At 72.1% G+C, this 19,425-nt stretch carries 19 protein-coding genes and 1 pseudogene; 9 read left to right on the top strand and 11 right to left on the bottom strand.

Annotated elements, in window-relative coordinates:
- Positions 1–276 (top strand): annotated as a pseudogene (locus tag ABD352_RS32830) (discoidin domain-containing protein); the annotation flags it as partial.
- Positions 277–654: 378 nt separating this feature from the next.
- A complete protein-coding gene (locus ABD352_RS32825; RefSeq protein WP_344616405.1) occupies positions 655–2,019 on the top strand; it encodes a condensation domain-containing protein in 1,365 nt (454 codons plus the stop codon).
- A gap of 71 nt (positions 2,020–2,090) precedes the next feature.
- Here the strand turns inward: ABD352_RS32825 and ABD352_RS32820 are convergent, their stop codons facing one another.
- Positions 2,091–2,828 carry a MerR family transcriptional regulator gene (locus ABD352_RS32820; RefSeq protein ID WP_344616409.1) on the bottom strand — a complete coding sequence of 246 codons (738 nt, stop codon included), beginning with the start codon at positions 2,826–2,828 and terminating at the stop codon, positions 2,091–2,093.
- Between the two features lie 65 nt (positions 2,829–2,893).
- Here ABD352_RS32820 and ABD352_RS32815 point away from each other — a divergent pair, with 65 nt between their 5' ends.
- Positions 2,894–3,733, top strand: coding sequence for an alpha/beta fold hydrolase (locus ABD352_RS32815; RefSeq protein WP_344616404.1), 840 nt, complete (start codon positions 2,894–2,896; stop codon positions 3,731–3,733).
- On the opposite strand, the gene ABD352_RS32810 is transcribed toward ABD352_RS32815, so the two are convergent.
- The 4 genes from ABD352_RS32810 to ABD352_RS32795 form a co-directional block, all read right to left on the bottom strand.
- Positions 3,730–5,157, bottom strand: a complete 1,428-nt coding sequence (locus tag ABD352_RS32810) for a glycoside hydrolase family 76 protein (protein ID WP_344616403.1) — start codon at positions 5,155–5,157, stop codon at positions 3,730–3,732. The two genes, ABD352_RS32815 and ABD352_RS32810, sit on opposite strands and share 4 nt — an antisense overlap.
- A 63-nt stretch (positions 5,158–5,220) precedes the next feature.
- Positions 5,221–6,117 (bottom strand): carbohydrate ABC transporter permease, encoded by an 897-nt coding sequence (locus ABD352_RS32805; RefSeq protein ID WP_425553725.1) that lies wholly within the window; start codon positions 6,115–6,117, stop codon positions 5,221–5,223.
- A complete protein-coding gene (locus ABD352_RS32800; protein ID WP_344616407.1) occupies positions 6,114–6,941 on the bottom strand; it encodes a carbohydrate ABC transporter permease in 828 nt (275 codons plus the stop codon). The genes ABD352_RS32805 and ABD352_RS32800 overlap by 4 nt, the downstream gene beginning before the upstream one ends.
- Before the next feature lie 171 nt (positions 6,942–7,112).
- Complete coding sequence (locus ABD352_RS32795) at positions 7,113–8,384, bottom strand: ABC transporter substrate-binding protein (protein ID WP_344616402.1); 1,272 nt, start codon at positions 8,382–8,384, stop codon at positions 7,113–7,115.
- A 249-nt stretch (positions 8,385–8,633) separates the two neighbouring features.
- On the opposite strand from ABD352_RS32795, the gene ABD352_RS32790 reads away from it, so the two are divergent.
- Both ABD352_RS32790 and ABD352_RS32785 read left to right on the top strand, forming a co-directional pair.
- Positions 8,634–8,936, top strand: coding sequence for an SDR family NAD(P)-dependent oxidoreductase (locus ABD352_RS32790; protein ID WP_344616401.1), 303 nt, complete (start codon positions 8,634–8,636; stop codon positions 8,934–8,936).
- Complete coding sequence (locus ABD352_RS32785; protein ID WP_344616400.1) at positions 8,906–9,139, top strand: Rossmann-fold NAD(P)-binding domain-containing protein; 234 nt, start codon at positions 8,906–8,908, stop codon at positions 9,137–9,139. The genes ABD352_RS32790 and ABD352_RS32785 overlap by 31 nt, the downstream gene beginning before the upstream one ends.
- Positions 9,140–9,146: 7 nt before the next feature.
- Here the strand turns inward: ABD352_RS32785 and ABD352_RS32780 are convergent, their stop codons facing one another.
- Positions 9,147–9,989, bottom strand: a complete 843-nt coding sequence (locus tag ABD352_RS32780; RefSeq protein WP_344616399.1) for an alpha/beta fold hydrolase — start codon at positions 9,987–9,989, stop codon at positions 9,147–9,149.
- A gap of 96 nt (positions 9,990–10,085) precedes the next feature.
- Here ABD352_RS32780 and ABD352_RS32775 point away from each other — a divergent pair, with 96 nt between their 5' ends.
- A complete protein-coding gene (locus tag ABD352_RS32775; protein ID WP_344616398.1) occupies positions 10,086–11,951 on the top strand; it encodes a M48 family metallopeptidase in 1,866 nt (621 codons plus the stop codon).
- 25 nt (positions 11,952–11,976) lie between these two features.
- Here ABD352_RS32775 and ABD352_RS32770 read toward each other — a convergent pair whose 3' ends face one another.
- Genes ABD352_RS32770 through ABD352_RS32760 form a run of 3 tightly spaced genes read right to left on the bottom strand, consistent with a single transcriptional unit; the run spans position 11,977 to position 14,488 of the window.
- Positions 11,977–12,681: a glycosyltransferase family 2 protein gene (locus ABD352_RS32770; RefSeq protein WP_344616397.1), complete on the bottom strand. Its 705-nt coding sequence runs from the start codon at positions 12,679–12,681 to the stop codon at positions 11,977–11,979.
- The gene (locus ABD352_RS32765; RefSeq protein WP_344616396.1) at positions 12,678–14,051 is read right to left on the bottom strand and encodes a hypothetical protein; all 1,374 of its coding nucleotides are present in this window, start codon (positions 14,049–14,051) and stop codon (positions 12,678–12,680) included. The genes ABD352_RS32770 and ABD352_RS32765 overlap by 4 nt, the downstream gene beginning before the upstream one ends.
- Positions 14,048–14,488: a hypothetical protein gene (locus ABD352_RS32760; protein ID WP_344616395.1), complete on the bottom strand. Its 441-nt coding sequence runs from the start codon at positions 14,486–14,488 to the stop codon at positions 14,048–14,050. The genes ABD352_RS32765 and ABD352_RS32760 overlap by 4 nt, the downstream gene beginning before the upstream one ends.
- A gap of 358 nt (positions 14,489–14,846) precedes the next feature.
- Here ABD352_RS32760 and ABD352_RS32755 point away from each other — a divergent pair, with 358 nt between their 5' ends.
- Positions 14,847–15,524, top strand: coding sequence for a Crp/Fnr family transcriptional regulator (locus tag ABD352_RS32755; RefSeq protein WP_344616406.1), 678 nt, complete (start codon positions 14,847–14,849; stop codon positions 15,522–15,524).
- Positions 15,525–15,554: 30 nt separating this feature from the next.
- Complete coding sequence (locus tag ABD352_RS32750) at positions 15,555–16,355, top strand: alpha/beta fold hydrolase (protein ID WP_344616394.1); 801 nt, start codon at positions 15,555–15,557, stop codon at positions 16,353–16,355.
- 297 nt (positions 16,356–16,652) lie between these two features.
- Here ABD352_RS32750 and ABD352_RS32745 read toward each other — a convergent pair whose 3' ends face one another.
- The gene (locus ABD352_RS32745; RefSeq protein WP_344616393.1) at positions 16,653–17,393 is read right to left on the bottom strand and encodes an ROK family protein; all 741 of its coding nucleotides are present in this window, start codon (positions 17,391–17,393) and stop codon (positions 16,653–16,655) included.
- An 85-nt stretch (positions 17,394–17,478) separates the two neighbouring features.
- The gene (locus ABD352_RS32740; protein ID WP_344616392.1) at positions 17,479–18,042 is read right to left on the bottom strand and encodes a winged helix-turn-helix domain-containing protein; all 564 of its coding nucleotides are present in this window, start codon (positions 18,040–18,042) and stop codon (positions 17,479–17,481) included.
- Between the two features lie 99 nt (positions 18,043–18,141).
- On the opposite strand from ABD352_RS32740, the gene ABD352_RS32735 reads away from it, so the two are divergent.
- The gene (locus ABD352_RS32735) at positions 18,142–19,419 is read left to right on the top strand and encodes a YbiU family protein (RefSeq protein ID WP_344616391.1); all 1,278 of its coding nucleotides are present in this window, start codon (positions 18,142–18,144) and stop codon (positions 19,417–19,419) included.
- Positions 19,420–19,425: the final 6 nt, after the last annotated feature.

Below are 19,425 nucleotides of genomic sequence, written 5' to 3'. Positions count from 1 at the left end.
TCCCACGACGGGATCACCGGCTACGCCGCGTACAAGGTGGCCAACACCGTCACCTCGCACGAAGCCTGGGGCATGGGCAGCTACTGCGTCTTCACCACCGACCCGTCCATCGCCGCCTACCACTCCTACGAGGCGCCCACCAGCGCCGGCGTCATGTTCCACGACATCCTGACCGTGTCGCTGGGCAAGGGCTCGATCACCCACGTCATCAACGACACCGGCGACGCCGCCCTGCCGAGCAAGGTCACGCCGCACACGGTCGTCAGCTACCCGTAACGACCCCGGGAAGCGCTAAGGCGCGGCGACTCGCGGCAAAACGGACCAGTACGAAATGTCTCGCGAACCGGCGGGGCGGGCATTCTCAACCGGCCCGCCCCCTCGTTCGGACCCTAACCCAGACCCTTCACTACCAATGGGTCACCATAAATACTTCGGACATTCCCATCAATTGACCTCTTTCGAATGACTTGAGTATTGCGCCGGGCCCGGACATCGATAGTGTTCGCATGACGACCCACCCGTACCCGGGAAGGAGGCCGCTATGAAGTCCGTGCGCACGCTCTGAGTGAGCAGAGGTCACCTCGATGATGCGCCGGCGGCTCGTCCGAACGCCGCCGGCGCACACCCTCCCCCGCACTGCGAAAAGGACCACGCATGTCGCTGATCGATCGCATCACGGTGCCATTCAAGGGCGAGGGAGAGGGCACCGAGGAGCTGACCTGGGGACAGTTCGCGGCCTGGCGCTCAATGCAGGTCGTCGAGGCCACGGAATGGGCGGGCGGCACGATGGCGCTCGCCGAGGGGACCACCGTGGGGTACATCGCGACAATGCTGGGCTTCATCATGGGCCGGCACCAGTCGCTGCGCACCCGGCTGGTCCCGGACGGCGACGGCCCGCCGCGGCAGTGCCTCGCCCCGGCCGGCGAGGTCACGCTCGAGGTCTACGCCGCCGGCGACTCGCCCGAGGAGATCCGGGAGCGCTACGAGAAGGCCCCGTGGGACCCGATGGCCGACTGGCCGGTGCGGATGGCGGTCGTCGCCGACGGCGAGCGGGCCCTGCACCTCGTCGCGCTCTACTGCCACATGGTCATCGACGGGTACGGCTTCGAGGCCCTCGTCGCCGACCTGGCCAACCTCGACCCGGACACCGGCGCCGCGCTCGCCCCGGTGGATGGCATCCAGCCCCTGGACCTCGCCCGCGCCCAGCGGGGGCGGCCGGCCCGGCGGGCGCACGAGGCGTCGCTGCGGTACTGGGAGCGGCACCTGCGCGCCATCGCCCCCCGCCGCTTCCCCGACCGCCTGGAGCCGGCCGGCGAGCGCTGGCAGGAGGCGACCCTGACCACCCCGGCGACCGCCCTGGCCCTGGCCGCCGTCGCCGGGCGCACGAAGGTCCACTCCGGCACGGTGCTGCTCGCCGCCTACGCGGTGATGCTGGCGGGCCTGTCCGGCCAGCCCGTCGGCGCGTTCCGGATCGTGGTCAGCAACCGCTTCCGCCCCGGCTTCGCCGCCTCGGTGAGCAACCTGGCCCAGGCCGGCCTGGCCGTCATCAACACGTCGCCGGCCGACCTCAGCGAGTCCGCCGCCCCCTTCGACGAGGTCGTCGCCCGCGCCTGGAGCGCCCAGCTGGCCGCCGGCATGCACGCCTACTACCACCCGAAGGACCTGTGGGCGCTTGTCGAACGGGTCGGCCGGGAGCGCGGCGAGGAGCTGGACACCCTCTGCTACTTCAACGACCGCCGCCGCTCGGCCGCCCAGGACGGCGCCGGCGGGCCGCCGCCGTCCCCGGGCGAGATCAGCGCCGCGCTGCCGGCCTCGCGGCTGCGCTGGGGCCCCCGCTCCGACGAGTTCGACGCCACCTCGTTCCTGCACGTCGACGCGGCCGGGGAGGGCATCGAGCTGACGTGGCGGGTCGACACCACGGCCGTGTCCCCGGCGATGCTGGAGGACGGCCTGCGCCGGATCGAGTCCCTGGTCGTGACCGCCGCGCTGGCCGACGACCTGGCCGGACGCCCGGCGTAGCGCATGCCGCGGATGCGGCCCAAGCCACGACGCTCCCTTCCGGCCCCGCAGGACGGCGCATACCGTCGCTGTCACCCGCCGGCCGGTGCCTCACCCGGGTCGAGGACGCGGAGGTACTCGTCGAGGCGCGCGGCCGCGGTGAGCATCGCGCGGGCCCTCGCGGCGTGGCGGGCCCGCCAGGTGTGCAGCAGGTCGGCCAGGTGCTCGGTGCCGCCGGCCGTGCGGACCTGCTCGACCACGGCGGCGATGTGGCGCAGCAGGTAGCCGCCCCGGCGCAGCAGGTGGGCCAGCTCGGCGTCGCGCACGTCCTCGGCCCGGTAGACCCGCTGCCGGGTGGCCCGGTCGCGGACCGGGCGCAGGATGCCGGCCCGCTCCCATTTGCGCAGCGTCGCCGGGCGCACGCCGAGCCGGTGGGCCAGCGCGCCGATCGGCAGCTGCGGGCCGGACGCCGGCTGGGACGGCGGCGACCCGGCCAGCAGGTGGGCGGCGGCCTCCACGCCGTCCAGGGTCTCGCGGTCGCGCAGCAGCTGGGCGTGGCTGGCGTCGATGGCGCGCAGCGCGGCGTCCGGCTCGCCGGCGGCGACGGCCCGCATGACGTCGCCGGCGGTCGCGTAGCCGTGGGCGGGCACCAGCGCCAGGTAGGCCCGCAGCGCGGCCGCGTGAACCGCCGTGTACCTGCGGTAGCCGCTGACGGTGCGCTCGGCGGGCGGGATGACGCCGTCGCGCTCGTAGTTGCGCACGGTCTGCGGCGAGATGCCGTGCTCGCGCGCGAGGTCGACCGGGCGGTGTACCGCCGTTTGAGACTTCAGGCTCGCTCCTCCGGTGCCGCGCGGGTCGGACCTTCACACGCAGGTTCAACGATACGGTAAAGGTCATGGCTTTCGCGGAACAGGCACGACTGCACGACGGCAGCACGATCGACGTGGAGGTGCACGGCGCCGGGCCCGCCGTGCTGCTGCCCGTCAACCCCGTCCCGATCGAGGGGGCGGGGGCCGAGGAGCTGCGCCGGTGGGGCGCGGACCCGGCGCTCGGCCGCACCCTCATCGACGGGCTGGCCGACACCTTCACCGTCGTGGCGTTCGACTACGAGGGGCACGTGCTCGCCGTACCGAAGCCGGACACCCTCACGCCCGCGAACATCGCCGCCGACGTCATCGCCGTGGCCGACGCCGCCGGGGTGGACCGGTTCGCCTACTACGGGTACTCCTGGCTGGCCCTGGCCGGGCTGCACCTCGCCCTGCGGACCGAGCGGGTCGCGGCCCTGGCGATGGGCGGCTACCCGCCGCTGGGCGGCCCGCAGGCCGAGCTGCTGCAGGTGACCACCGCGACCCATGCGATGGCCGTCGACCCCGGGCGCACGCCGTCGCCGCCGCCATCGCCGGGCGAGGCGGACTGGTCCACCGCCGAGCTGACGCTGTCGGAGGGCCAGACCCGGCAGTTCGTCACGCTGTACGAGGCCCTCCAGGGCTTCGACGAGCGGGCCGCCCTGTCACGGCTGCGCTGCCCGCGGCTGGTCTTCGCCGGGTCGGCCGACGAGATCGACTACGAGGAGCGGTGGGGCGGCGTCCACGTGAGCATGGCCCGCCCGCTGATCGACGGGCGGGCCGACCTCGAGGCGCTCGGCTGGCAGGTCCGGGTCCTCGACGGGCTCGATCACATGGGGGCGATGCAGGCGGGAGCGGTCCTGCCCATCCTCCGGTCGTTCCTCGCTTAGGTCCGCGACCACTGCTGGTTGGCGCCGCCGTTGCACGTCCAGATCTGCAGCAGCGTGCCGCCGGCCGTGGCGTGGCCGGGCGCGTCGAGGCACTTGCCGGAGTTGACGTTGACGACCCTGCCGTCGGCGCCCAGTGTCCACTGCTGGGCGCCGGTGCCGTTGCAGTCGTAGATCTGCACGGGGGTGCCGTCGGCGGTGCCGGAGGAGCGCACGTCGAGGCACTTGGTGCCGAACACCTTCAGCGCCCGCGCCGAGGTGAGGGTCCACGACTGGGCGCCGGTGCCGTTGCAGTCCCACAGCTGCACCTGCGTGCTGTTGGTCTGCGTGGCGCCGGGCACGTCGACGCAGCGGCCCGACTCGCGGCCGCGCAGGACGCCGGTGGCGGGCGGGGTGACGCTGGTGCCGGCCGCGACCAGCGCCGCCGCGGCCGCCGCCTGGGTGGTCGGCGACCACAGCGCGAACGGCCCGACGAAGGAGTTGCCCTGCTGCCCGGCGGCGTTGGTGTCGTTGGCCAGGATGGAGTTCGCGGTCGTGGTGATGAAGGTGTCGTACTCCGTGGTGCCCGCCGCGGTGGCAAGGGCCCGCAGGTAGCGGATGAACACGCCCTTGAACGCCTGCCCGTCGCCGGAGCAGTTGGGCTCGCAGCCCTCGTAGAGCACGCCGCCCCGGTTGAACCGGGCCACGGCCGCGGTGGCGATCGAGCGGGCCGTGGTGAGCAGGCTCGTGTCGCCGGTGGCCTTGCGCAGCTCCGACAGGCCCTGCAGGATCACGCCCTGGTTGTACGTCCAGTTGGCGGTGTTGAACGTGCACCCGGACGCGTTGAGCCCGTCGCGGACGAGGTTGCCGCTGATGAGCCCGCTGGTGCGAAACCAGTTCCACTCGGCGTTGGCCCAGCCGAGGTACGTCGTGTCGCCCGCGATCCGGTTGTGCAGCCCGGCGGTCGCGGCCAGGAACAGCTCGTTGGCGATGGAGGCCTTGTAGGCCTTGGCTGTGCTCCAGTACACGCCGCCGCCGCAGGCCGTGTCCCAGTAGTCGTGCATGTACCGGGTCGTGGTCTCGGCCATGGACAGGTAGCTGCGGTTGCCGGTGATGTCGTACGCCTGCAGCCACACCAGCGTCCACCAGCCGGTGTCGTCGATGTACATGTTGGTGAACGACGGGTTCTTCGCGAACGCCTGCGTGATCGCGTAGTCGTACTGCCCGTCGCCGCTGGCCTGTCGGTAGGTCATCACGGTGCTCAGCGACACGGCGCTGGTCCACCAGTCGGACCCAATCCGGCCCGTGTTCGGGTCGTAGGACTGCATGAGCACGGCGACGCTGGCGGCCGCGGACGGTGAGACCGCGGCCGCCGCCGTGCCCGGGACGCCCAGCACGACGCCGAGCCCGAGGACCACGGCGGCGAGCGGGGCAACGAACCGTTTCATGGCGCTCTCCTTCGAATGTCTGGCGGAACATCGATAGGGAGCTATGAATGTATCGCGGTAACCTCAGTTTTTGACAGAACCTGCCATCAGCCCACCGATGAACCAGCGGCCGAGCACGATGTACACGACCAGGGTGGGCAGCGAGGCGATGAGCGCGCCGGCCATCGACGCGGCGTAGTCCGGGGACTGCGCGCCGGCGAGGGCGTTGAGCGCGATCGTGATCGGGCCGTTCCTCGTGTTGGACATGAAGATCGCGAACAGGTAGTCGTTCCAGGCCGACGTGAACTGCCAGATGACGGTGACCACGAAGCCGGGCGCGGACAGCGGCAGGATGACCGACGCGTACGTGCGCAGCATCCCCGCGCCGTCGACCCGGCTGGCCTCGATCAGCTCGACCGGGACCGTGGTCGCGTAGTAGTTGCGGAAGATCAGCGTGCAGATCGGGATGCCGTAGACGCAGTGCACGAACACCAGGGTCGGGATGCCCGGGGCCAGGTTGATCTCGTGCACGATCTGCCGCAGCGGGATCATCACCGCCTGGTACGGGATGAACATGCCGAACAGGATCACCGTGAACACCACGTCGGCGCCGGGGAAGCGCCACCGCGACAGCACGAACCCGTTGGCCGAGCCGAGGATCGAGGAGATGACCGCGACCGGGATGGCCAGCTCGAAGGTGCGCACGAAGGACGGGCGCAGCGCGGTCCACGCCTTGTCCCACGACGCGAAGGTCCAGTGCTCCGGCAGGTTCCACTGACCGTTGACGCCGATCTCGCGGCCGGACTTGAGGCTGGTCACGATCAGCACGTACGCCGGCATGAGCACGACGATCAGGAAGGCCAGCAACAGGATGTACCGCACCGCCTGCCCGGCCGGCGAGCGCCGGTTGATCCCGCCGTTCGCCTTCCGCGCGGGCCGGGCCGGGGTGAGGGCGGGTGCGGCTTCGGTGGTGGCGGTCATGAGCGGCGCTCCACGCGGTTGTTGTAGATGAGGTACGGCACGATCACGATGGCCACGAGCAGCAACAGGATGATCGAGATCGCCGCCGCCTTCGCGAAGTCGCTGGTGAGCAGGGTCTGCCAGACGTAGACGGCCGGTACCTCCGTGAGCCACTGGGCGCCGGAGACGCTCATGATGAGGTCGAACATCTTCATCGACATGTGGCCGAGGATGATCAGCGCGGACAGCGCCGTGGGGGTGAGCTGCGGGAAGAGCACGTGCCGGTAGAGCTTCCAGCCGCTGGCCCCGTCCATCGCGGCCGCCTCGCGCAGCTCCGCCGGGATGCCGCGGAAGCCGGACAGGAACAGCGCCATGACGTACCCCGACAGCTGCCAGATCGCCGGCAGCGCCATCGCGGCCATGCCCCAGTCCGGGTCCGTCCACCATGGATTCTCCAGGAATCCCAGGTGCAGGTCCTCGAAGATGCGGTTGAGCCCGCCGGCGTTCGCCCCGTCGGCGGAGTTCATCAGCCAGCGCCAGACCACGCCGGAGGCGACGAACGACACGGCCATCGGGAAGAGGTAGACGGCCCGGAAGACGCCCTCGCCGCGCACCCCGCGCTCCAGCAGCAGGGCCCAGAACAGGCCCATCACCAGCGCGCCGACCATGAAGACGAGGGTGAAGATGCCGAGGTTCTTCAGCGAGTGCACGAACCGGTCGTTGATGTCGTCGGTGAACAGCTGCGTGAAGTTCTTCAGGCCGGCGAAGCCCTGGTTGCCGAGGGCGTCGTGCTCGTCGCTGAGCGAGAGCTTGATGGTCCAGCCGATGAGGCCGTAGACGAACACGGCCAGCAGGATGATCGACGGGGAGAGCAGGAGCAGACCGGGCAGCCAGCGGCGCAGCGCCGCGGAGCGCTTGCCGGGCGAGCGGCGGGGTGTCGTCACCGGGATGTCCTCACACGTTGGGGCGGCGGAGCGGAGACCTTTCGCCTCCGCCCCGCCGCTTCGATGTTGCGGCTACTTGCCCGCGTACTGCTTCGCGGCGGCCGCGAGGGCCTTCTGCAGGCCGGCGACGTCGCCGTCGGTGGAGAACTTGCCCTGCGCCGAGTTCACCGCGCCCTGCCACGCCTGCGAGCAGGCCGAGCCGTGCGGGCACGACGGCACCGCGACGTCCTTGGCCCAGTCCGCGATCGCGGCCTGCTGGTAGGCCGGGTAGTCGGTGGCCACCGCGTCGGTGCGGGCCGGGATCGAGCCCTTCTTGGTGTTGAACGCCTTCTGGCCGGCGGCCGAGCTCAGGGTCTTGAGCCAGCACTTGGTGCCCTCGGGGTCCTTCGCGCCCTTCGGCAGCACGAACGAGTCGGCCAGCCACTGGTAGGCGTTGCCGTTGCCCGGGAAGACCGTGTAGGAGTAGTCCTTGAAGCCCTTGGCGTCCAGGTCCGCGGCTTCCCAGTCACCCATCAGCTGGAACGCCGCCTTGCCGTCCATGACCTGCTTCTCGGCGTCGGTCCAGTCGAGGCTGTCGCGGTCCTTGTTGGTGTAGCCGAGCAGCTTCTTGTAGTCGTTGATGGCGGTCGTGACGTCCGCGCCGGCCCAGTCGGTCTTGCCGTTCCACAGGCCGATGAACTTGTCGTTGCCGAGGTCGGAGATGAGTACCGCCTCGAAGAGCATCTCCTGCGTCCAGTCCTTGCCCAGCGCCAGCGGGGTGACACCCTTGGCCTTGACGGCGTCGAGCTGGGTGAAGAACTGCGGCAGCGAGGTGGCCACCGACGTGATGCCGGCGTCGGCGAGGACCTTCTTGTTGGCCCACAGCACGTTGGCGCGGTGGATGTTCGCCGGCACCGAGTAGATCTTGCCGTTGACCGTCAGGCTGTCCACGAGGCCCTTGGGGAACGCCGAGTCCAGGCCCCACTCCTTGTACTGCGCGGAGAGGTCCTCGATCTGCCCGGCCTTGATGTAGTCGGTGAGCTCCGCGCCCGCGTGCGCCTGGAACGTGTCCGGCGGGTCGCTCTGCTGCAGGCGCGAGGCGAGCACCTGCTTGGCGTTGGAGCCGGCGCCACCGGCCACCGCGCCGTTGACGAACTCGTACTGCGAGCAGTCCGTCTTGAACTGGGTCACCAGCCCGTCGAGGCCGGCCTTCTCGCCGCCGTCGGCCCACCAGGTGAAGACCTCCACCTTCTTGGAGCCGCCACCACCGCCACTGCCGTCCCCTTCATCGCTGCCACAGCCGCCGGCCAGCAGCGCGAGCGCGATGCCCGCCGCGGCCACGGTCGTGCGCCCGTTGAAGCGCATCCGTCCTCCAGATTTGGGGTGTCACCAACTGTTGAAGTGTGTTCGTTGGTTACCGAAGAGCGTCCGTGCATGGTCGATCATGTTGAAGCATGGTGATGTCCGTAATGGGTACGCGCAGCCGCAAGTTCTGTCAACTCTTTCCCGACGGAAAGACCCATTTACATGCTTACATAGGTGAATGCCCGGCTTCGACCCACTTCCCGCATCCCGCTTGACTTCGAGCGCGCTCGAATCCCTAGCGTCGGCCGCATGACCGTCTCACGGGTGCTGATCACCGGCGCGACCGGCGGCCTCGGCCTGGCCATGGCCACCGCCCTGGCCGCCGCCGGCGCCCGGGTCGCCCTCATCGGCCGCGACGGCGAGCGGGCGGGCGCGGCCGCCGCCCGGCTGCCCGGCGCCGTCGGCCTCGAGCTCGACGTGCGCGACGAACGATCCGTGGCCCGCGCGGTCGACGCGGCCTGGACCCGGCTGGGCGGCCTGGACATGCTCGTCAACAACGCGGGCCTGGGCATGCCCGCATCATGGCCGCGGAGCTGCGCGACTCGGGCGTGACGGTCAACCTGCTGCTGCCCGGCGGCCCGACGGTGACCGGGATGCTGCCGCCCGACGCGCTCGCGACCGGCCGCACGTTCCTGGACCCGGCCGTGATGGGCCCGCCCATCGTCTGGCTGGCCTCGGACGCCGCGGCGGGGGTCCACGACGAGCGCATCGACGCCTCGAAGTTCGGCGATTGGCTCGCCGCGCGCTCGGCATGACCGGGCCTCACGAGTGGGCGGCGAGCCACTCCAGGGCCTCGGCGGCGTGGCGCATGATGGTGATGTGGCCCGCGCCGGGGACGATCCGCAGCTCGGCCGCGGGCAGCCGGCCGGCCAGCCACTCGCCGTGGGCGCTGGGAATCATGCGGTCGCCGGAGCCGTGCAGCAGCAGCGCGGGCCGGTTGATGACGGCCGGGTCGAAGCCCCAGTCGCCGGCCTGGGCCAGCTCGTCGTCGATGAGGCCGGCCGGGCCCATCACCAGCGCCGCCGGCACGATCCGGTCGAACCAGTCCCAGTCGGTCTGCAGCGCCTCCCAGTCGGCCGGCAGGAACCCGATGTCCTCCTCACCGGTCGCGCCCGCCAGCTGCCGCTCCTTGGCCGCCCGGCCCTCGCGCGCCGAGCCGAGGGAGGACGCCGAGCCGTCGGCCATCCCGGCGTACCAGTCGAAGCCGGACGCCGTCGAGGGCTCGTAGGGCGCCAGCGCAGAGATGCTCACCACCGCCCCGACGCGGTCGGGCAGCAGTGCGGCGCAGGCCAGCGCGTGCGGCCCGCCGCCGGAGTGCCCCATGACCGTGAACCGCTCCACCCCGAGCGCGTCGGCCACGGCCGCGACGTCCCCGGCGACGGAGGCGATGCTGCGGCCCGGCGCGGGGGTCGAGGCGCCGTAGCCGGGCCGCGAGTGCGCGATCCACCGGATGCCGAGCCGGTCCGCCGCCTCGAACAGCGGCACGGGCGGTTCGCCGATGTTGGGCGTGCCGTGGTGCCAGTACACGACCGGTCCGTCCCCGCCGGTGTCGTACACGTGCAACAGCCGCCCGCCGGCGAGCTCCACCCCGGTCTCCGTGATCACCGGTCGAGACTACCGCGGCAGCGTATCGGTGCTGACAACTCGCTCAAGGGTGCGCATACTGTCCTCTTCACGCACACCAACGGGGGAAGCACAGCCATGAAGACGACGGTCCGCGCGGCCATCTCCGTCGCGCTGCTCGCCGGGTTCTACCTGCTCGCCATCGTCATCATCGGGGCCCTCGGGGCCATCACGGTGTGGCTGTACAGCGTGCACACGGGCGTCATCGCCAGCAAGTTCGCGTACGTCACCCTCGCCGTCGCCGGCGGCCTGCTGGTCGCCTTCTGGCGCATCCTGCGCGCGAAGCCGGGCGAGCCCGAGGGGCTGCCGCTCACCCCGCAGGAGGCCCGCGGGCTGTGGGACACCGCCCACGACCTCGCGCACCAGGTCGGCACCCGCGCCCCCGACGAGATCCGGCTCATCCCGGACGTCAACGCCGCCGTCATGGAGCACACGCGGCTGCTCGGCCTGGTCGGCGGGCGGCGCATCATGTACGTCGGGATGCCGCTGCTGCAGGCGTTCAACGTCGGCCAGCTGCGCTCCGTGCTCGCCCACGAGCTGGGGCACTACTCCGGCAGCCACACCAAGCTCGGCGCGCTGGCCCACCGCGGGCGGATGGCGATCGTGCAGACCATCGTGCAGATCGGGTCGTCGTCGTTCGTGGGGTACATCTTCCGCGGTTACGCCCGCCTCTACGTGCTGGTCGAGCAGGCGGTCAGCCGGCGCATGGAGTACGAGGCCGACGAGTTCTCGGTGCGGGTCGCCGGGAAGGCCGCCGCGGTGTCCTCGATGCGCGACCTGCCCGTCGTCGACGCCGCCTGGAACTTCTTCGTCAACCGTTACGTCACCATCGGCTGGGAGGCCAAGCTCGCGCCCCGCGACGTCTTCGGCGGCTTCGGCCAGCTGCTGCAGGGCCGCTCCGGCGAGCTCGCCGAGCTGCGCTCCAGCGCCCCGTCGGCCGAGAAGTCGCGGTGGGACTCGCACCCGCCGATCGCGGACCGCATCCGGGCGATGGAGGCCATGGCGGACTCCGGCGTCGCCCCCGACGAGCGGCCCGCCGCCGTCCTGCTCGCCGACCCGTCCCGGCTCGCCCAGCAGCTGCAGCAGCAAGCCCTGAACATCGGGGACAAGACGCTGCTGCCCTGGGACGAGCTCACCGACGCCGGGATCGCGGCCGGCGCCCAGCGCGGCGTCGACGCCCTCTTCCGGGCCGCGGCCCGCCTCGGCGGCGCCCCGCAGGGCGACCTCGGGCTGGTGCTGGCGGTCACCGAGCAGGGCCGGACCGCGGAGCTGGCCCGGGCGGTCGAGCCGCACGCCGACCCCGACGACCAGCGCCTGGCACTGAGCGGCCTCATCTCCGCCGCGATCGCCATCGCCGCCCGCACCCAGGGCCTGGGCCGCTGGCAGCACTCGTGGAGCGCGGGCGCGAAGTTCGTGCGGACCGACGGCACCGACATGGGCGTCGGCGAGATCGGCACGCTGTCCCTGGACCCGGCGACGGTGCCGCAGGCCCGCGCCCGCCTGGCCGAGCTGGGCATCGACTTCGCCGCGGTCCGCCAGCAGTCGGCCAAGGCCAGCGCGGACGGCGCCGACCTCCTCGGGGGCATCGCCAACATGACCGCGCCCGGCAAGCAGTACTACGACGTGCTCATCCTCAACAACGGCCTGATCCTGGTGCCCTGCCCGAAGTCCACCGACAAGGGCAAGCAGCGGCTGATCATGGTCCTGCGCTCGGCCCCGCTGGAGAAGCTGGCCTTGCGGTACCGCTTCGTGCCCTACGAGGACGTGCGCTCGGCCGCGATCCTCAAGAAGCTCCCGATCAAGTTCTCGGTCACGCTGCACAGCGGCGAGACCATCGAGCTGGCCGAGACCTGGAGCGGCGAGGCCCTGGACACCAACGACCGCGACTACATCGTGGGCGCCCTGGAGCCGTTCCTGGCCGCGAACGAAGAGCCCGCCCGGTAACTGCGAGCGGCCTCCTCGGCGAACGTCAGGCGGCCTCGGCGCGCGGGGGCTTGCGGATGCGCTCGCGGGTGATGATCCACAGCGCCTCGACGCCGTCGCGCCAGGTGATCTTCTTGCCCTCCTCGCGGGTGCGGGCGTGATAGGTGATCGGCACCTCGTACGGGCGGATGCCGCGGCGCAGCAGCTTGCCGGTCGCCTCCGCCTCCATGCCGAAGCCCTTCGACTTGATGTTCAGCGAGCGGTACAGCTCCACCGGCATCAGCTTGAAGCAGGTCTCGAGGTCGCTGATGTAGCAGTTGAACATGATGTTCGCGAACGTGGTGACAGCCTTGTTGCCCATCACGTACCAGAACGAGAACGAGGCGTGGCTGCCGAACGTGCGGTTGCCGTAGACCACGTCGACGCCGCCGTCGAGGACCGGGCGCATCAGCTTCGGGATGTCCTCGGGGTCGTACTCGAGGTCCGCGTCCAGAATGACCATGTACTTGCCGGTGGCGTTCTGCACCGCGGTCTTGATCGCCGCACCCTTGCCCTGGTTCACCGGGTGGTGGATCGGGCGGAGCCGGGGGTCGGTGGCCGCCGCCAGGATCTCGGCGGTGCGGTCCTTGCTGCCGTCGTTGACCACGACCATTTCGATCTCGCAGGGGTACTGCACGTTGAGCGCCTGCTTGAGGGCCTCCTCGAGGCGGGCTTCCTCGTTGTAGACCGGCATGAGGATGGACAGTTTCACCGTTGACTCCCGGAGGCAGCGTGGGTGTCGGCCGTCGAGGGGTCGACGGCCGGCGGTTCGGCCGCGGCGGGCTGGTACCAGGCCACCGCGGCCCAACATGCGGCGCTGGCGCAGGCTAGCACCACGGCACAGATCACGACCCGGTCGACGGAGCTGCCGAGGTGCCACTTGAGGTCGTTCGGCGTGATCATATAGATGAGCGTGACCGCGCCCCAGTACAGCCCGACGACGGCCCAGAGCCACAGGTCGTGCTCCAGCCCGAACTCCCGCCGGCGCCGGCGCAGGAACAGCAGCCCCAGCACCACGACGGCCAGGGCGAACAGCAGGATCTGGTCGACCCGGTGGTACATGGTGGAGAAGATCGGCTTGAACCGCCCGACCGTGTCCGGGTCGCCGTGCAGCAGCTTGCCGAACCGGCCGCCGGTGAGCACGTCGGTCGTGGCGCCCAGGAGCCGGGCGGTGACGGACCAGATGCCCGAGACCGCGACCGGAAGCCAGACCCACCCGACATGGCGGATGTTTCGGCGGTACTTCACCGAGCCCACCAGCGCCAGCGCGATGACCATGCTCTGGCCCTCGTTCTTCATGAGGCCGGCCGAGCACAGCAGGAACAGGATCAGCGGCAGGGTCCGCCGGCCGAACGGGTCGGACCCGAACAGCAGCAGCACCGCGCCCGCGGCGAACGCGGTCGCGCACATCACGTCGCTGAAGCCGGCCGTCGGCACGATCCACAGCGGGCTGAACGCCGAGAGGCCGACCGCGATCGCCGCCGGCCACGACACGAGCGCGGGCGCCTTGGCCGTCACCGCGCGCACGGCGTAGACGACCGTGGCGCTGGCCGCCATCGTCACGACGCCCGTGACGATCGCGGCCGGGTAGTACTCGCGCGTGCCGAGCGCCTTCCAGACCAGCGCCACGGCGGCGGAGCCCATCGGCGGGTAGTCCTGGTGGCCGAAGCCGATCGACAGGTTGCCCGTCGCGAGGCGGGTGAACTCGCCGCCCTGGGCGAAGTAGCCGGCGTGCATCCACCAGATCAGCTGGGCGTCCCAGCCCATCGGTTCCTGGCCGAGCATGAGGTACGGCGGGATCAGCGGCACGAACAGCAGCAGCGCGTCGCTCCATCGCCCGTGGGCCAGCGGGGCGAGCCGCCGCAGGCGCCAGGCCAGCCAGACGGTGAACAGGAAGGCCACCGCCACCCACAGCAGCAGCGGCCCGGTGCACCAGGTCATGAGCAGCACGCCGGCGACCGCCACCGCCGCCCCGGTGAGCGGGGAGAACACGAGCGCGAGCGGCCAGGACCGGGTCAGCGCGAAGCCGAGCGGCAGCCCGGCCGCGGCCAGCAGCAGGACGCCGAGCACACAGGTGATCACGAGGTCACCGGCTTGCGGGTCATGAGGCGGACGCCGTTCGGTGCGGCGGGGTCGGACTCCCGCCAGATCTCCAGCTGGGCGCTCGGGTCGGTCATGGCGCCCGGCGCGATGGTGTCGCCAACCACGACGACGCCCTGGTCGGTCGCCGCGGCGGCCAGCCGGAGCCGCCAGTTCGGGTCCTCGTCCACGACGGCGACCCGGGTGCCGGCCGGGATCTGCTCGTGGATGTCCCGGCCGAGCTGCTCCACCATGTGCCGCATCGACGCCTGCTGTTCACTGTGGGGGCTGATGGACTCGACGCCCTTGCGCGTGGAGTACACGGCCGGGCGCATCGCCTGCAGCAGCGTCACCGCGCACAGCGCCACGACGAGCAGCCGCAGGCCGAAGCGCGCCAGCCCCTCGCCACTGTCCGGCCTGGGCAGCAATCGTCGCAACACGCTACTTCCTCCCCGTCGAAAACGTTCGCCCCCCGCGACGCGACTACCCTAGACCGTCACGGTCCGTGCGGAACGGTAGACCGTGCAGGTTTCGTCGCAGCGTCGCAGAGGTGACCGGTTTCGATGCGGTTTGCCCTGATCCGATTGATCACCGACGGTGCGGTTTGCCCCCGTGTCGCCCAAATTGCCGTCCGGGCAGTCAAGGCCCGAATGGCGCGCCCCGGGCGGCGCATGGCCGTTGCGCAAACGCAGGGTAGCGGAACGGCCCGCCCGGACAGGGATCAGTACCCGTCCGTGTCGGTCCGGTCGCGCGGCGCGCGCGGTATCGTCGATGCCTCGACAACTGGAGGACGGTGGCGTGGACGAGGTGCTCGCCCGCAGCGGCATCATGCAGGGCATCGATCCCGAGGCCGCCGAGGAGCTCGCCGCCGGCCTCGACTACGTCGACCTGCACCGCGGCGGGGTCCTCTTCACCGAGGGCGAGCCCGGCGACAGCCTCTACGTCGTCATCACCGGAAAGATCAAGCTGGGACGCGGTTCGAGCGCGGGCCGGCAGAACCTCATCGCCATCATGGGCCCCGCCGACATGGTCGGCGAGCTGGCCCTCTTCGACCCGGGCCCGCGCACCGCGACCGCCACGGCCGTGGTCGAGTCCCGGCTGGCCCGGCTGACCAAGCCGGCGCTGCGCCCCTGGCTGACCCGCCGCCCCGAGATCAGCGAGCAGCTGCTGCGGGTGCTCGCCCGGCGGTTGCGCCGCACCAACGACGCCCTGGCCGACATGATCTTCACCGACGTGCCGGGCCGGGTGGCCAAGAAGCTGCTGCAGCTGGCCGGGCCCTTCGGCATCCGCGACGGCGGCGTCCTGCGGGTCAACCACGACCTGACCCAGGAGGAGCTAGCCCAGCTCATCGGCGCCTCCCGGGAGACGGTGAACAAGGCCCTGGCCGACTTCGTCTCCCGCGGCTGGCTGCGCCTGGACGGCAAGAGCGTCGTCATCGTCGACGCCGAGCGCCTGGCCCGCCGCGCCCGCGCCTGATTCGCCCCGTATGTGCCTACAGTGGGGCACATGACTGCTGGCCAGTACGCCGACGTGAACGGCATCAACCTCTACTACGAGGCCCACGGCGAGGGCCGCCCGCTCGTCCTGCTGCACGGCGGGCTCGGCTCCGGCGAGATGTTCGGCCCCGTGCTCCCGGCCCTGGCGCAGGGCCACCGGGTAATCGCGGTGGACCTGCAGGGCCACGGCCGGACCGCCGACGTCGACCGCCCGTTCGACCTGGGGTCCATGGCCGCCGACATCGCCGCCCTGATCACCCACCTGGGCCTGGACCACCCGGACCTGGTCGGCTACTCGCTGGGCGGCGGCGTGGCCCTGCGCGCCGCTGCCGACCACCCGCAGCTGATCGGCAAGCTGGTGGCGGTCTCGGCCCACGCCCGCACCGACGCGGTGTACCCGGAGATGCGCGCGCAGCAGACCCAGCTCACCGGCGCCGCGGCCGAGTTCATGAAGGACACGCCGATGTACGAGCTGTACCAGCGCGTGGCCCCGCACCCGGAGGACTTCCCCCGCCTGCTGGACAAGATCGGCGCGTTCATGGCCGAGGACTTCGACCACACCGACCAGGTCCGCGCCCTGCGGGTCCCCACGATGCTGGTCGCCGCCGACGCCGACATGGCACCGCCGTCGCACTACGTGGAGCTGTTCGCCCTGCTCGACGGCGGCGCCCGGGACGGCGGCTGGGCGGGCGAGGGGCGCCCGCGCGGCGGGCACGCGCTGGCCATCCTGCCCGGCCTGACCCACTACACGATCTTCAGCTCGCCGCTGCTCGCCACGGCGGTGCTGGCGTTCCTCGACGCCCCGGCCTGAGCGCCGGGCGGTTTTCCGGCCACCGCGGCCGCGCGTGACCTTCCTCGACGCCCGCCCGAGCGCCGGGCGGGTTCCGGCTACCGCGGCCGCGCGTGGCCTTCCCCGGCGCGCCCACCCAAGCGCCGGACGGTTTCCGACCACGGCCGCGCGTGGCCTTCCCCGGCGCGCCCACCCAAGCGCCGGACGGTTTCCGACCGCGGCCGCGCGTGGCCTTCCCCCGGCGCGCCCACCCGATCGCCGGGCGGTTGCCCGTCGCCGCGGCCGCGCGTGGCCTTCCCCGGCGCCCGGGCGCTCGGCTCACGCGGATGCGGCGGTTTCGGCCGCCGCGTCCGCGACGATGGCCGCGCGCAGCCGTTCGAGGGCGTCGCGGCGCGCCCCGGCGAGCGCGGGCTCCTGGGTCACGGCGGCGGCCTGCAGCGGTACCGCCCGGGCATGCTCCCCCACCGCGGCCCGGATCGCGTCGATGAGCGCGGGCCCCCACGTGCCCCCCACGACCACCCGCCCGGGATCGGCCAGCGCCACGACCGCGGCGACCACCCCGGCCACCGCCACGCCCACCGCCCGCCGGTTGGCCGCGGCCAGCGGGGCGGGCGCCGCGGTCGCGGCCAGCAGGGCATCGGCGTCGATCGCGGTCGAACCCGGCAGCCGCACGCCGAGCGGCCCGAAGACCTCGATGAGCGGCACCGCCCGGCCGTGCGGCCCGACGGTCAGCAGGTGCGCGATCTCCCCCGCCAGCCCGTGGCGCCCCCGGGCCACCTCGCCGTCGCCGACCACCGCGCACCCGAGGCCCTCGCCGAGATAGAGGTACGCGAAGTCGTCCCCGGCGTGCTCGCGCTCGGCCCGCGCCGCCCAGTTGACGTCGTTGTCCACGACGACCGGACCCGCTACGTGCGGCCCGAGCACCGCCACCGGGTCCAGCTCCCCGATGAGGAACGGCGAGTCGGGCAGCTGCACCAGCCGTCCGCTGTCCCGGTCGACCGGATCGGCCGCCGCCACCACCGCCAGCCGCACCCCGCCGCCAGGCCCGCCCCCACCCACCAGCGACACCGCCCCAGCAGCCAGCTCAGCGGCACCCCCACCCACCGAGCCCCCGCCCACCAGCGACACCGCCCCAGCAGCCAGCTCAGCGGCACCCCCACCCACCGAGCCCCCATCCACCNNNCGCCACGGCGGCCAGCTCGGCGGCGCCCCCACCGACCGGGCTCCCATCCACCGGCGACGCCGCCACGGCGGCCGGGTCGGCGGCGCTCCCACCCGTGGGCGATGCGGCCACGGCGGCCAGGGCGGCGGCGACCTCGGCCAGGGCGGCGCCCACGTTCTCCGAGACCGCCGGGCGGTCCAGGGTGCGGTGGGCCCGGGCGATCACGTCGCCGTAGGCGTCCAGCAGTTCGCCCGTGATGCCGCTCGGCGCGATCGACACGGCCAGCGCCGCGCCGGCCGCCGGGGTCAGGGCGTAATAGGCGCCGACCCTGCCCCGGCCACGGCCGCCCGGCGTGCGCTCGCCGGTGTCGGTGACCAGGCCGCGCTCGGCCAGGCGGCGCACGCTCTCGCCCGCGGTCGGCTTCGACAGCCCCGTCTGCGCGGCCAGCTCTGCCCGGGTCAGGCGGCGGTGGCGCATCAGCGCGCGCAGCACGTGCTCGTCGGTCAGCGAGCGGACCAGCTCCAGCGACGGCCTGGCAACGTCCACGTGCCGATTCTAGTCAGGAGTCTTGCCTAGAAGTGGGACGGGTGCGTACCGTCGAAAATACAAATAAGGAGTCCTGACTAGAACGAGAGGGAGGCGGCCGTGTCTGCACCAGCCCTGCCGCACTGGGAGGAGACGCCGGCGGACCTGTCCGGCGCGATCCGCGAGGTCAAGGCCGCGATCCGGGCCCGCATCGCGGCGTCCGGGCGCACCGTGGAGGAGGTCTTCGCCGCGGTCGAGCGGCGCGTCGAGGCCGAGGTCGAGCAGATCGAGGCGGCGCGAGCCCGCGGCGAGCAGGTCTGGCCGGTCATCGACTACGCCGACATCGCCGCCGGCACCGTCCCGGCCGAGCAGGCCGAGCTGCTGCACCGCCGCGGCTGCGTGGTCGTGCGCGGGCACTTCGATCGCGACCAGGCGCTGGGCTGGGATCGCAACATCGTCGAGTACGTCGAGGGCAACCGCTTCTTCGAGCAGTACCGGGGCCCCGGCGACGACTTCTTCGGCACCGTCGGCTCGCGGCCTGAGATCTACCCGATCTACTGGTCCCCGGCCCAGATGCAGGCCCGCACGAGCGACCGCATGGCGCGGGTCCAGGCGTTCCTGAACCGGCAGTGGAAGTACGACTCGGAAGGGGTCCGGTGGTTCGACCCGGACCGCGACTCGCTCTATCCGGACCGCATCCGCCGCCGGCCGGAGGGCGCCGACTCGGCCGGCCTCAACCCGCATCTCGACCCGGGGACGCTCGACCTGTGGATGACCGAGTCCTACCAGCGGGCGTTCCGGCACCTGTTCGACGGCTCGGTGCAGGACTACGACCCCTGGGACGCGGCCTACCGCACCGACGGGCCGCAGTACCCGGGCTCGACCATGTGCTCGGCCTTCCGCACCTTCCAGGGCTGGACCGCGCTGTCGGACATGGACCACGACCAGGGCGTCCTGCACACCGTCCCCATTCCGGCGGCGATGGCGTACCTGATGCTGCGCCCGCTGCTGCCCGACGTGCCCGAGGACGACATGTGCGGCGTGACGGTGAACCAGGTCTTCCCGGCCAACGAGCGCTGGCACCCGCTGCTCGTGCGGGCGCTGGCGGGCATCCCCGACGTACGCGCCGGGGACTCCGTGTGGTGGCACTGCGACATGATCCACAGCGTCGCGCCGGTGCGGCGCCAGCGCGGCTGGGGCAACGTCATGTACATCCCGGCCGCCCCGTGGTGCCCGCGCAACGAGCGCTACGCGGCGGACGTCCGGGCGGCGTTCGAGACCGGATCGAGCCCGTCGGACTTCCCGGAGGAGCACTACGAACGCGCCTGGCCGGACCGTTTCCAGCTGGCCGATCTCAACCCGACCGGCCGCCGGGGCATGGACCTCGCCGCCGTCTGACCGCCT

The sequence above is a fragment of the Dactylosporangium salmoneum genome, from assembly GCF_039532525.1.
Lineage (GTDB): Bacteria > Actinomycetota > Actinomycetes > Mycobacteriales > Micromonosporaceae > Dactylosporangium > Dactylosporangium salmoneum.
Note: the sequence above shows the minus strand (reverse complement) of the source record. Positions and strands in the feature narration are given on the sequence as shown.

Coding starts and splice junctions, on each gene's coding strand:
- ABD352_RS32810 (WP_344616403.1), bottom strand. CDS start 5,157: ATGAAACGGTTCGTTGCCCCGCTCGCCGCCGTGGTCCTCGGGCTCGGC.
- ABD352_RS32805 (WP_425553725.1), bottom strand. CDS start 6,117: ATGACCGCCACCACCGAAGCCGCACCCGCCCTCACCCCGGCCCGGCCC.
- ABD352_RS32750 (WP_344616394.1), top strand. CDS start 15,555: ATGACTGCTGGCCAGTACGCCGACGTGAACGGCATCAACCTCTACTAC.
- ABD352_RS32790 (WP_344616401.1), top strand. CDS start 8,634: ATGACCGTCTCACGGGTGCTGATCACCGGCGCGACCGGCGGCCTCGGC.
- ABD352_RS32775 (WP_344616398.1), top strand. CDS start 10,086: ATGAAGACGACGGTCCGCGCGGCCATCTCCGTCGCGCTGCTCGCCGGG.
- ABD352_RS32815 (WP_344616404.1), top strand. CDS start 2,894: ATGGCTTTCGCGGAACAGGCACGACTGCACGACGGCAGCACGATCGAC.
- ABD352_RS32825 (WP_344616405.1), top strand. CDS start 655: ATGTCGCTGATCGATCGCATCACGGTGCCATTCAAGGGCGAGGGAGAG.
- ABD352_RS32795 (WP_344616402.1), bottom strand. CDS start 8,384: ATGCGCTTCAACGGGCGCACGACCGTGGCCGCGGCGGGCATCGCGCTC.
- ABD352_RS32785 (WP_344616400.1), top strand. CDS start 8,906: ATGGCCGCGGAGCTGCGCGACTCGGGCGTGACGGTCAACCTGCTGCTG.